Annotated in this window: 12 protein-coding genes; 7 read left to right on the top strand and 5 right to left on the bottom strand. The window is 43.4% G+C overall.

What is annotated here, in order from left to right; genetic code table 11:
* Nucleotides 1-95 precede the first annotated feature (95 nt).
* From AC6R05_RS12895 to AC6R05_RS12885, 3 genes are all read right to left on the bottom strand, one after another.
* The gene (locus tag AC6R05_RS12895) at nucleotides 96-1,982 is read right to left on the bottom strand and encodes a methyl-accepting chemotaxis protein (protein ID WP_500647594.1); all 1,887 of its coding nucleotides are present in this window, start codon (nucleotides 1,980-1,982) and stop codon (nucleotides 96-98) included.
* 174 nt (nucleotides 1,983-2,156) lie between these two features.
* Nucleotides 2,157-2,681, bottom strand: a complete 525-nt coding sequence (locus AC6R05_RS12890; RefSeq protein ID WP_032552512.1) for a hypothetical protein — start codon at nucleotides 2,679-2,681, stop codon at nucleotides 2,157-2,159.
* An 84-nt stretch (nucleotides 2,682-2,765) separates the two neighbouring features.
* Entirely contained in the window at nucleotides 2,766-3,137 is a 372-nt protein-coding gene (locus AC6R05_RS12885; protein WP_150869558.1) for a YgiW/YdeI family stress tolerance OB fold protein, read from the bottom strand.
* 195 nt (nucleotides 3,138-3,332) lie between these two features.
* Between AC6R05_RS12885 and AC6R05_RS12880 the strand changes: the two genes are divergently transcribed.
* From AC6R05_RS12880 to modC, 4 genes are read left to right on the top strand one after another with little or no spacing between them, the layout of a single operon-like run.
* Nucleotides 3,333-4,808: a cobyric acid synthase gene (locus tag AC6R05_RS12880; RefSeq protein ID WP_500647593.1), complete on the top strand. Its 1,476-nt coding sequence runs from the start codon at nucleotides 3,333-3,335 to the stop codon at nucleotides 4,806-4,808.
* Between the two features lie 32 nt (nucleotides 4,809-4,840).
* Nucleotides 4,841-5,596 carry a molybdate ABC transporter substrate-binding protein gene (gene modA, locus AC6R05_RS12875; RefSeq protein WP_500647592.1) on the top strand — a complete coding sequence of 252 codons (756 nt, stop codon included), beginning with the start codon at nucleotides 4,841-4,843 and terminating at the stop codon, nucleotides 5,594-5,596.
* Nucleotides 5,596-6,294, top strand: a complete 699-nt coding sequence (modB, locus tag AC6R05_RS12870; RefSeq protein WP_500647591.1) for a molybdate ABC transporter permease subunit — start codon at nucleotides 5,596-5,598, stop codon at nucleotides 6,292-6,294. The genes modA and modB overlap by 1 nt, the downstream gene beginning before the upstream one ends.
* Nucleotides 6,291-7,397: a molybdenum ABC transporter ATP-binding protein ModC gene (gene modC, locus AC6R05_RS12865; RefSeq protein ID WP_500647590.1), complete on the top strand. Its 1,107-nt coding sequence runs from the start codon at nucleotides 6,291-6,293 to the stop codon at nucleotides 7,395-7,397. The genes modB and modC overlap by 4 nt, the downstream gene beginning before the upstream one ends.
* A 183-nt stretch (nucleotides 7,398-7,580) precedes the next feature.
* Here modC and AC6R05_RS12860 read toward each other — a convergent pair whose 3' ends face one another.
* Entirely contained in the window at nucleotides 7,581-8,018 is a 438-nt protein-coding gene (locus tag AC6R05_RS12860; protein WP_150869563.1) for a DUF3069 domain-containing protein, read from the bottom strand.
* A 131-nt stretch (nucleotides 8,019-8,149) separates the two neighbouring features.
* On the opposite strand from AC6R05_RS12860, the gene AC6R05_RS12855 reads away from it, so the two are divergent.
* Complete coding sequence (locus tag AC6R05_RS12855) at nucleotides 8,150-9,121, top strand: diguanylate cyclase response regulator (protein WP_500647589.1); 972 nt, start codon at nucleotides 8,150-8,152, stop codon at nucleotides 9,119-9,121.
* A 157-nt stretch (nucleotides 9,122-9,278) separates the two neighbouring features.
* The gene (locus AC6R05_RS12850) at nucleotides 9,279-10,250 is read left to right on the top strand and encodes a Solitary outer membrane autotransporter beta-barrel domain (protein WP_500647588.1); all 972 of its coding nucleotides are present in this window, start codon (nucleotides 9,279-9,281) and stop codon (nucleotides 10,248-10,250) included.
* 11 nt (nucleotides 10,251-10,261) lie between these two features.
* Here the strand turns inward: AC6R05_RS12850 and AC6R05_RS12845 are convergent, their stop codons facing one another.
* A complete protein-coding gene (locus AC6R05_RS12845) occupies nucleotides 10,262-11,506 on the bottom strand; it encodes a GGDEF domain-containing protein (protein ID WP_152470577.1) in 1,245 nt (414 codons plus the stop codon).
* A 232-nt stretch (nucleotides 11,507-11,738) separates the two neighbouring features.
* Between AC6R05_RS12845 and AC6R05_RS12840 the strand changes: the two genes are divergently transcribed.
* Nucleotides 11,739-12,101: a late competence development ComFB family protein gene (locus AC6R05_RS12840; RefSeq protein ID WP_152470578.1), complete on the top strand. Its 363-nt coding sequence runs from the start codon at nucleotides 11,739-11,741 to the stop codon at nucleotides 12,099-12,101.
* Nucleotides 12,102-12,113 lie beyond the last annotated feature (12 nt).

Raw genomic sequence — 12,113 nt, 5'->3', positions numbered from 1 at the left:
TCATTACTCATTAAATTTTGTTGGAAGATTGATACAAATAAAAATCCCGATAAGCGTATAACTTATCGGGATTTTTTATTTAGTGGCGCAGTGGTTTAGTACTTGAACAGTTGTACTTGAGTGTTAAGCTGCTGCGCAATGCCACGCAACTCTTCTGACAGATGGCGTGAGTTGTCTGCCTCTGTCGACATTTTGTCAGATACGTCGTTCACAAGTTGGATATTCTTACTCACTTCACCCGTTACCGTGCGCTGCTCAGACGCTGCATTCGATATGTGCGATGCCATGTCGGAGATCTGTTGAATTGACGCCGCGATTTGCTCTAGTGCTTCTGTCGCATTGTTCGCATCATCAACGCTTGATTGCGCTAGATTTTGGCTGCGCTCCATAGATTCTACCGCAGAGACACTGTTTTTCTGTAACGTTTCAATCATTTCGCGAATTTCATCAGTCGAGCTGTGAGTACGTTGTGAAAGGACGCGGACCTCATCTGCAACGACAGCAAATCCGCGGCCTTGTTCACCTGCACGAGCTGCTTCGATGGCGGCATTAAGAGCAAGTAGGTTAGTTTGCTCTGCAATGTCTGAAATCGTAGAGAGAATCGCATTGATATCTAGTGCGTTCTTTTCTAGCTCTTGGATAATCCCAGATGCATTCTCTACTTGTTCAGCTAAGCTCGTGATTGATTCTTGGTTACGGATGATTACACGTTTTCCTTGCTCGCAGTTTTCTGTCGAGCTTATGGCTGAATCCGCGGTCATCTGAGCATTGTTCGCCACTTCTTCTGCTGTTGCCGACATTTCGTGCACTGCAGTCGCTATTTGTGAGATTTCGTGAAGCTGGACCGTTAAACCATCGCTAGTCTGGCGAGCAACATTGGTACTCACTTCTGATTGTTCATTAAGCTGGCTTGATGAGTGAGCAATATCACGAACAATTTCTTGAAGCTTGGCAATAAAGGCATTTACGTGCAAAGCCAATGTCCCAATTTCATCTTTACTGTTCACAGAAATACGCTGCGTAAGATCACCGTTGCCTTTCGACAGCGCTTCCATAGCTGTACTAAGTGTTGTGAGAGGTGCGAGTGCTTTCTTAATCACAAACATAGCAACGAAGGCAATGACGACTAACTGCAACATGCCAAAGATTGCCGATTGACGCAGTAGCGATCGATAAGACGCAAAAGATTTGGTTTTATCGATAACGATAGTGAAATACCAATCAGTGTGAGGGACTTTTTGTGCAGATAGGAATGATTCTGAATCGCCGATGACCATTTCTTCAAACTCTGAGCGACTCGCGATCGACTTGATCTTCTGTGCCGAGAGGTTGTTGGAGATGTTGGATATAGATTTCAACGTCAATGAACGATCTTTGTGAGCGACAATCTTGCCTGAACCATCAACTAGAAATGCATAAACACCCGGTTGCTCAACGTTAACTATGTCATTAACCAGTGCGGTGAGATTCAAATCTGCACCAATAACGCCTGAATAGCCATTTGTATTAAAAGGGGATGCAATGGTAACAACCAGTTCATTGGTGGCAACGTCTAAGTAAGGTTCTGTCACGACGGTACGACCTTGAGCCATTGGATTTTTGTACCAATCTCTGGTGCGTGGGTCGTAGCCTTCTGGTACAGGGAGATCAACACCTTGTAAAAAGCGGCCATCAGAAAGGCCGGCGTAGGCGATTTGGAAGCGTCCAGCGTTAGTACTTTGTGTAAAGTAGCTCTCTGGTGAACTTGTGTACTTGAAGGCGTCTTTCGCAGCATTAACTACGTTAATTCGGCCTTCAATCCACTTTTCAATGCCCGATACATTAGAAGTCGTTAATGTATTTGAGTATTGTTGAACTGAACGGTACGTCTCATTCAACAGCTGCTTACCTGTGACGTAAGTCTGAATCATCGTCATTGCGAAAATGATGACAACAAATATCAGAGTCAGTTTGTTTTTTATCGATATGCTGTTACCACCCATTACGGTACTCCATCTCTCAGCAAAATTTGTGAGAGATTAGCAGTACGCCATGTTGCGGTAAAGTGATTTTATCGCTTAGTCGTTAAATATTTATATTGCTTATGTTTCTCATGATTTTTAGTGATAAAAATCTAAATAAATTAATGAGTTAAACAATAAGAAATCAAGAGTAACTTAGAAACCAAATCGCGCTGACATCAGCACTTGGTGACCATAAGTACCGTTGTTACGCATATCAACACCGACAGACAGTTGTTCTGTTGAGTGGAAACGCGCACCAAAGCCTACGATAGAGTTAGTCCCATCATTATCGATAAGCTGACCGAGGCGAGCATTAACTTCGATGTTTGCCATTAACCATGCTTTCACACCAACGTTAACTTCGGTTTTAAAGCTGTTATCATCATTGCGTTCGATATTGTGCAGTAGCATTTGACCGTAAATGTCAGCAAACTGACCAATCGGGCCGTTGAAGCCAATGCCACCTGCTGCATCCCAGTCACTTTCAAAGCCGGTATCCACACGACCGATGAAGTGTGCGTTTTGGGTAAATAACGTTGTGAATTCGCCACCAAATGTACTTGGGCTAGCACCCATTCGGATTTCAAAAGTGTTGTAGTTGAAATTGTTCGCCGACGCGGCAAATGAACACAGCGTGGTTAATCCGATCAGTAGCGTTTTTTTTGCGTAACCCTGCATGGTGACTCCAATTTTTTGTATTTAGGGCAGTATATACAAAAAAGCCTGCAATATGCAGGCCATTTTAATTAGAGTCGATCGAGATTATAGAATTTGGATATGGTCAACTTCGATCTCTGGAGTTTTGCCACCTTCGTATTCACCAAAGATACGTACTTGTGTTTCAGCGGTCAGTGGTTGAGCTAGCTTGATATCGTCATCTAACTCGATTTGAATTTCACTTTGGCCGTCAGAGAAGATGAACTTGTCGTTGCGAACCTGGCGAACGATCTTACCATCTACAATAGCTTCTTGTTCGGAGAACATGCTTGTGTTTTCAAGCAGTGTCGCAATAGTCGTTGATTCTACTGGACCTGTGTAAGCGATACCGCTGTTGTTGTCTTTATGACCATCAGCTAGAGCGATAGCTGGAGTAAGGATAACTGATGCTGCGATTGCTAGGACTGCTTTTTTCATAATAAATACCTCATTGGTTATGTTTGGTTGAAACGTTTTGTTTCGATGAGGCTATTAAACAACAGTGGGGTTGAATTCAGCGTGAGTAACGTATTCATTTTCCATTCATTTTCATGAGCATCTTATTATCAATAACGCTACTATAGAGACAAAAGCGCGGTTGTTTGCGTCTAAGAATGAAGGAAATCAGTTTTCATGTTGACACCACTTAAGGCCCTTATGGTTCAGGGCACGACATCGGATGCCGGAAAAAGTGTATTGGTGGCAGGTTTATGCCGCGTATTGGCTCGACGCGGCGTTAAGGTCGCCCCATTCAAGCCACAGAATATGGCACTAAACAGTGCGGTGACCGAAGACGGTGGTGAAATTGGCAGAGCACAAGCTGTTCAAGCTCAAGCCTGTAATGTAAAGCCGACGGTTCACATGAACCCAGTACTCCTTAAACCGAATTCAGATACAGGTGCGCAGGTTATTTTACAAGGTCGTGCATTAACCAACATGGAAGCGACTGGTTATCACGATTATAAGAAAGTCGCCATAGATACCGTGATTGATTCATTCGATCGTCTTCAGGCTGACTATGAGAGCGTTATGATTGAGGGGGCGGGCAGTCCAGCCGAAATCAACCTCCGTGAAAATGATATCGCCAACATGGGTTTTGCTGAGAAAGCAGACGTTCCGGTGATTATCATTGCAGATATTGATAGAGGTGGTGTTTTTGCTCATCTATACGGTACTTTAGCCTTATTGTCAGAATCTGAGCAACAGCGTGTCGTTGGTTTTGTGATTAACCGTTTTCGAGGTGACATTAAGCTATTAGAATCTGGTTTAGATTGGTTAGAACAGAAGACAGGCAAACCTGTGATTGGTGTCTTACCTTATCTACATGGCTTTAACTTAGAAGCTGAAGACGCGATCACCACAGCGCAAGAGTCGAACGGTAACGCGAAGTTAAAGGTTGTGGTGCCTATATTTACCCGCATTAGTAATCACACAGATTTTGATACCTTGCGCCTAAACCCTGACATTGATCTGCGTTATGTTGGAAAAGGTGAACGCTTAGATAAAGCAGATCTCATTATTTTGCCTGGCACTAAATCAGTTCGTGCCGACCTAGACTACATGCGTGAACAAGGTTGGGACAAAGATCTTCAACGTCACCTGCGTCTTGGCGGTAAGGTCGTTGGGATTTGCGGCGGTTATCAAATGCTAGGCAAGTCGATTGATGACCCGGACGGTGTCGAAGGTCAACCAGGCTCTTCTACTGGTTTAGGCTTGTTAGAAGCAACGACGGTTTTGACGCAACAGAAGACACTGACTAATGTAAGTGGGCAGTTGACTCTGAATGGAAGCGCATCCGACGTAAAAGGTTATGAGATTCATGTTGGTAAGACTCAAGTCAAAGAAAAGGACATACCGATACAGTTAGACTCTGGTGCTATTGATGGAGCAGTAAATAGCGAAAACACGATCTTCGGCACCTATCTCCATGGTCTGTTTGATAATAGTGAAGCCCTAGCTTCGATTTGTGAGTGGGCTGGCGCGAGCGCTGTTGCTACGGTTGACCACCACGCTCTAAAAGAAGAAGGCATCGATCGAATCGCAGATGCCATCGAAGAGTATATGAAGCTAGATTTGTTGTGGCCTGAACTTAATACCATCAAGAAATAGAATGAACAAATAATCACGTGAAAGAGAGTGTGATGCAAAAACGATTGCTGACGGCAGCACTAGCTATTTTAGCTTTTCAGGTATCTGCGCAAGACTCCATTAAGGTCTATGCCGCATCTTCAATGACCAACGTCATTAATGAACTGATCTCTGAATTTGAAGAGAACCACGATATTGATGTTACACCTGTGTACGCGAGTACATCATCATTAGTTCGCCAGATAGAGCGAGGTGCACCTGCAGACGTGTTCATCGCAGCGAATGAAAAATGGATGACACATTTAGTCGATAGGGGGTATGTTTCAGGTGACAATGTCACTAATTGGGTTGGCAATGAACTGGTTTTGATCTCATCGAAATCAGACAAAACCGACTATTCTCAGTTCAGACTTGATGATGCAACTTCATGGCAGGCTACGCTACAGGGTGAACGACTAGCTGTTGGTAATACCATGTCGGTACCCGCTGGTATCTATGCGAAAGAGTCTCTAGAAGCGTTAGAAGTGTGGCAGAGTGTTCGCACTCGTCTAGCTCCAAGTAATAATGTACGCATGGCTTTGGCATTGGTTGAAAGACAAGAAGCGATACTTGGTATCGTATATAAAACCGATGCTATGCTTTCTACTGATGTTTCAATAGTCGATACATTTCCTGAGTCATCACATACTCCAATACGTTACCCTGTAGCGAAATTGAACGGTAATGAATCAACGCAAGCCTTTTATACCTTTATGCAGGGCGGATTTTCTAAGTCAGTCCTCGAGCGCTACGGTTTTAATACGTATTAATGTTTTATTTATCGGATTACGAATATCAAGCTCTGTTGTTAAGCCTTAAGGTCGCGGGCTTTGCTATTTTGTGGTTGGTACCTATTGGTATCGGCATTGCTTGGCTACTGGCGAAAAAACAGTTCATCGGTAAAGGCTTGGTGGAGAGCCTTGTGCATCTTCCTTTGGTTTTGCCTCCAGTTGTCATCGGTTATCTACTACTGGTCATGATGGGTAGGCAGGGCCCTATTGGCTCTTGGCTTAATGATGTGTTTGGGGTGGTATTTAGCTTTAGTTGGAAGGGAGCATCGCTTGCGTGCATCGTTGTGGCACTGCCGTTGATGGTGCGCTCTATCCGCTTAAGCTTAGAAACTGTAGACAGTAAATTGGAAGAAGCGGCTGCGACATTGGGTGCATCTCCAATTAAGGTTTTCTTTACGATAACTCTGCCATTAATGGTTCCGGGTATTATCACTGGCACTATGTTGTCGTTCGCTCGTAGCTTAGGGGAGTTTGGAGCGACAATCAGCTTTGTATCAAACATTCCAGGTGAAACTCAGACGATTCCTTTAGCTATGTACACGTTTATTGAGACTCCCGGTGCAGAGATGGAAGCTGCGCGCCTATGTGCTATCTCTATAGCAATTGCGCTTGGTTCTCTTATGCTATCTGAGTGGCTCAATCGAAAAACAGTAAATAAGTTAGGGGGGAATCAATGAGCGAATTGATACTCAAATATCAGCAGAAGCTTGGTGAAACTGAGTTTGATGTTGATCTGACCTTACCTAGCAAAGGCATTACCGCGATATTTGGTCGTTCTGGTGCGGGAAAAACTTCTTTGATTAACGCCATTAGCGGGCTTAAGAACCCTGACCGCGGTCAGATTAAGGTTTCCGGCAAAACCTTATTCGATAGCGCTAGAGGGATCGATTTGCCAGTCCACCAGCGACAAGTGGGCTACGTTTTTCAAGAGTCTCGTCTTTTTCCGCACATGAAAGTGTCGAGTAATTTGAAATATGGCGTTAAGACGCCTGACCAGAAACATTTTGATCAAGTCGTCGGTCTTTTATCTCTAGAAGCTTTACTTGAACGATATCCGGCAAAGTTATCGGGTGGTGAGAAGCAGCGAGTCGCGATAGGGCGAGCTCTGTTGTCAAAACCAAGTATTCTATTAATGGATGAACCATTAGCCTCGTTAGATTTACCGCGAAAACGGGAAGTGATGCCGTTTTTAGAAAACCTTTCGGAAAGCGTAAAAATCCCTATTGTTTATGTTACTCACAGCCTTAACGAGATTCTTAGGCTCTCTAACTACCTAGTAATCTTAGACCAAGGCAAGGTGCTATCTGCGGGGCAAACAGAACAAGTATGGGCGTCCAGAGCGATGAGGCCATGGCAATCATTTTCTGAGCAAAGTTCTCTTTTTGAGGCGAAAATTGTTGAGCACAACGATGACTATGCGCTGTCTAAGCTTGCGCTAGGTGATACGACGTCGCTTTGGGTTCAGCAGGTTGATAACCCAATTGACGCCTCAGTAAGGCTGCAGATTCGCGCTAACGATGTTTCACTGTCGCTTCAGCAGCCACAGAGCACGTCGATACGTAATATCTTGCCAGCAATTATTCGTAGAGTAGAGACACAACAACACGGACACAACAAACAGAGTGTTGCGGTCGAGCTTGAATTGGAGCCGGGGTGCCATTTGTGGGCAACCATCACTTTATGGGCATTGGATGAGTTGAGTCTAACGATAGGGCAACGCGTGTTTGCACAGATTAAAGGGGTGAGTGTCGCTCAGCGTGACATTGCAGTGACTCACTAGCTAGTGTTTATCGAAAATGTAAGTGTTGTTTGTAAATGGATGAAATAGTCACACAGGAACCTGTGATACTAGTACCATATATAAAGATTCAATTTGCGATGAATAGCAAAAAGCCGCTCAATAGAAGCGGCTTTTTATTTTCTTATAAAGAACAGAAGGTTACTTATCGATAACCTGAATTCACTACTTAGTGAAAACTTCTTTAAAGTCACGCTTCAAGATTGCATCACGACGAGCTTTCTTGATCTGTTTAACCATGTCTTTCACACAGTTGTGAAGAACTTGGTCAAGAAGTTGAGCGCGGTACTCTTCTTTCTCTTCGTCAGTCATGCCTTCTGGCAGTTTAAGAGTTGGGAACTCTTCCATAACGTTAATACCAGCAAATGACTGGCTTACAGAGATTAGAGCGTGGAACTGTTCGAAGTTGTCTAGAACGTTCTGTGCGCTTGCTGGAAGGCTATCCCACGCTTCGCGTACTGCTTCTTCAGACACCTCGTGAATAGAAGTAACCATGTTGTGCATCTCTTTTGGCACTTCATCAAATTCGATAACTTGACGTAGCTCTGGAGAGATAGTGGTTAAATCGATTTCTTGTTGCTCGTTGTTTGTAGCGTCTGACATAGTATTTCTCTTCAAAAAGAAACAATGCTAAAAAGATCTGTAAAAAAGTCAATATAATATAGAGACGACCGCATGAATTAGCGCCAGTTTTAGGCTATTTTCATAGTTCAACACAATATAAAGGTGACGTAATGGCAGAAATGGGATCATCAATGCGTATATTGCTTGTCGATGACGTTCAATTAGATCGAATGCAGCTTGCGATTCGTCTCAAACAGATAGGTCATGAAGTTGAAGCGGTAGGCAGTGGCAAAGAGGCATTAGACATTTACTCCCAGTTTGATCCTGAACTCGTCCTTCTAGATATCAGTATGCCAGATATGGATGGTTTCGAAGTGGCGAGAGAGATTCGTCGTCAATTTCCTGATTGGATCCCAATTATCTTCTTGAGTGGTCATGATGAACCAGAAATGATTGCAAAGGCTATTGATGCTGGTGGTGATGACTATCTAATTAAGCCTGTAAATAAAGTAGTCTTGAACTCTAAACTTATTGCAATGCAGCGTATTGCCGCGATGAGACGAGAGTTAAAACAGAGTACCGCCAAGTTAGAAGAGCTGAATTTGCTCCTGAAACAACAGGCAAATGAAGATGGCTTAACCAAGCTCTACAACCGCCGTTACATGGATACTAAGCTTGAAGAGAGCATAGCATGGCATGGTCGTAGGAAAGCGCATATGACCATCATCCTTCTCGATGTCGACTTCTTCAAACCTTACAATGACAATTATGGCCATATACAAGGCGATAACTGCCTGCAAGCGTTGGCCAGTACTCTCAAAAAACTGTTTGTTCGTGCCGGTGAGTATGTAGGGCGTTATGGTGGTGAAGAGTTCATTTTGATACTCGGTGATACAGACAGAAACTTTGCAGAGCAACAAGCTCAGCGGATTCAAGAAGCATTAGAGAAGATAAACCTCAAACATGAGCATTCAACTGTATCAGATAGGGTTACAGTGTCACAGGGGGTGTTAACATTTGTCCCGACTGGTGATGAGTCAATAGAGGGTAGTTATCAAGCGGTTGATAATGCGCTTTATCTAGCTAAAGAAGGTGGCCGAAATACTTATATATTGCGCGACATCGCTGAGATTAATCGCTAGCAGTAATCTATATGTGTACTTAAAACTATACCCGTACTGAAAATTATGTTTTCGATAAAGAAAAACAGTGGAGGGCAATGATAGTCTAGTGGTAAAGTCGGCCGCCGTTTTTATTGGCTATTGCCGTTTTATTCATTGTTGATAGAGGATTTTCTTGTTGGATCTTCGGTACTTACCTGTAGTGTTTTTCATTCCATCGTTGGCTTGTGCAACGAGCTTAAACGATGTTGTGCGGAAAGATCTCGAACAGAACTTTGCAACAAACGTTGTCCTCAGTGATTCCGACGTATTCACATTCGGTTTTCATAACTTTGACCCTAATAAAGTCTTTAAAATCGACAACGAAAACATTGGTACGACGGAATCAATCAGCCGACGCAAAGATATTGCCGCGCTGAGTTTACCTTACACAATTGAATTACCATCTTATATTGAAGATAACCGACAAGAACTAACATTGCGCTTGTCGGCTCTTAGTATCGACCAAGATGTTGATTTATCCTCGGGGACAGCCCCAGATGCTTTAAGCGAATATGTCGTCTCAGGTTATGTAGAATTTGCCAACGTAAATCAGTTAGACAAGCATTGGAGCGTCAACACTGCCATTGGTAATCACATTTCCTACTATCGTAACGACTATACCTATAGAAGCGGAATCCTAGAGCCTTATCGCAGCGTCTTGGATGGCTTCATCGTCAATACCGATGCTTGGGCCTATATTGTTGAACCGAATATTAAACTCACTTATCAAGATCTACATGATTGGGGAAGGCTCAAAATAAGTTCGAGTTGGCATTACTTCTACGGTTATGGTTGGGGTGAAGCCAATGAAGGGGATGTAGGAAACCCAGAGGGGTGGTATCTCGCCAATGAAGTTAAAGTTTTCTACGATTTGATCTCATGGCGTGACAATGTCACATCAATGTACTCTAGCGTCCGCAGAATCGATGTTGGCGGGGACACCTCAGCGCCACTAGGCACACACTCATATTATGAAGCTAGCCTAGGTTGGTTGTTAGACCCCGACTTACTTAATGACTGGGTCGACAATGTAGGCATCGGGCTTACCATAAATTACGGCAGCTCTCTTAAAGGGGGGAGCTTAGTGATCTTTTTCAATCAAGACTAATTGCCGTTTGTCTATTCTTTGCTAATAGACAAGCGGTTACGACCTGCTTTCTTTGCTTTGTACAAGGCATTATCCGCAAGCTTCATCACTTCTTCTGGCTTTTTGGTCGTTTTGCTATCAGCTAGGCCGATGCTGACGGTCACGTTAACGATTTTGGACTTAGCTGGGCCACGACCACGGTTTTTGCTTCCAGTCTCATCGCAATTTGGACGAGCTTGGTTGTCGCGAATTGTAATGTCGTACGCTTCTATGTCTTTAATCAACTCATTTAGATGGGTGACGACGTGTTTTGCCTGTTTACGCTTGTAGATAATCGTAAACTCTTCGCCACCATAACGATAAATACGCGGGCGACCAGAAGTAAGCTTCATGCGGCTTGCAACTAGCTTGAGCACCTCGTCTCCAATGTCGTGACCGTAAGTATCGTTAAAAGATTTGAAGTGATCGATATCGAGCATAGCCAGAGAAAACTTTCGTCCTAAATGCTTCATGTCACTCTCTAGCGCGTGACGTCCAGGGATATTAGTCAATTGGTCGTTAAAAGCTAAAGCATGACTGGCTGACATCATGTAGATGATGATGAGTATGCCAGACAAGGAGAAAAGCGTGCTTGAGATATACTGAACATCAAAAAATACAAAGGTAGCACTCGCCATAATAATCGAACTGTAGACCACAACATCAATAGGGCGGTTGTACATTAGAACTAAGATCGCAGTAAGGCCTGATAAGCAAAAGCTATACATCACCAGTACGAAAGGAATCTTTGAGAGGGCTGGGAATGTAAATAATATTCCCTCGCTCCACGAGTCAAATCCGCCATCGTAAAAATGACTAATGATCAACTGCGACCAAGCAATAAACAAAGCGATTGCTGCGAGATAAAAAGTGGTCGTACGTACAGATAGCGCCGTATTAGGAAAGGCGTAAACTAATAAGCAAGACACGGGTAGTAGTGTCGCCAATAAAGAGAGCTCTAGTAAGGTCGTTCCGGTATTGATGGGAGTCTGAAGGCGGGTCTGAATCACAATGTATGCGATAAGCATAGTCACTGAGACCATTGCCATTCGCCCTTGTTTAAACGTAAAGCATAAGATGCCCGCTACCGACAAAAGAATGTAAGGGAGATTGTTGGCAAAGCCGCGATTAGATTCCGCAATTAAGATGATGTTGTTCATACCGACGAGCAGTATGCAGAGTATAAGTAAGGGGAAGCTAAAACGAAACAAACTCGACGTTACAAACGAAGATGACATTTATGTGGAGTGCCTGACTAAACTGATGATTCTATAACTAAAGTAATTAGGTAGGATACGGCTTAAATTTCAATTGCCAAGCTTTTTACCCAAATTTCGACAAAAACATAGTGGTGAGTTATGAATAATGCAACAAGGTTGATATCTTTGTTGTTGATATTACTGGTATAACAGACTAAAAGTTAACTAGGATTAATCTAGTCACCAATCGTCAATCATGGAGAGAGAAGATATGCAGATCAGTGTTGACGTGCACAACTATATGGAAACACTTGTTGGCCAGGTGCTGACGACAGAAGAGTATGTTTCAAGTTATTCTCAGGAGCAGTTGGCCGATCTTGCGTGCTTAGCTCTAGGTCAGTTAAAGCCGATTTACATCCGCTACGATATTGATTTTTTGGCAGCGTTACCCGAAGAAAAGTTAGTTCTATACAAAAGAAATAGTGAGATCGCGGTCAAAAATGCTGAAGCGATGATTCTAGATGATCGCAGGAAAAATCGCTCTCAAGAGATCCCGATTATCTTCTCACATCACAATTTTGACGATGATGTTGAACTCGATTGGTATGAAAAGCCACTGTTGAAGAACAACTAGTCGTGGTACGTT

The sequence above is a fragment of the Vibrio sp. R11-SG3-ISO9 genome, assembly GCF_059834255.1.
Note: the sequence above shows the minus strand (reverse complement) of the source record. Positions and strands in the feature narration are given on the sequence as shown.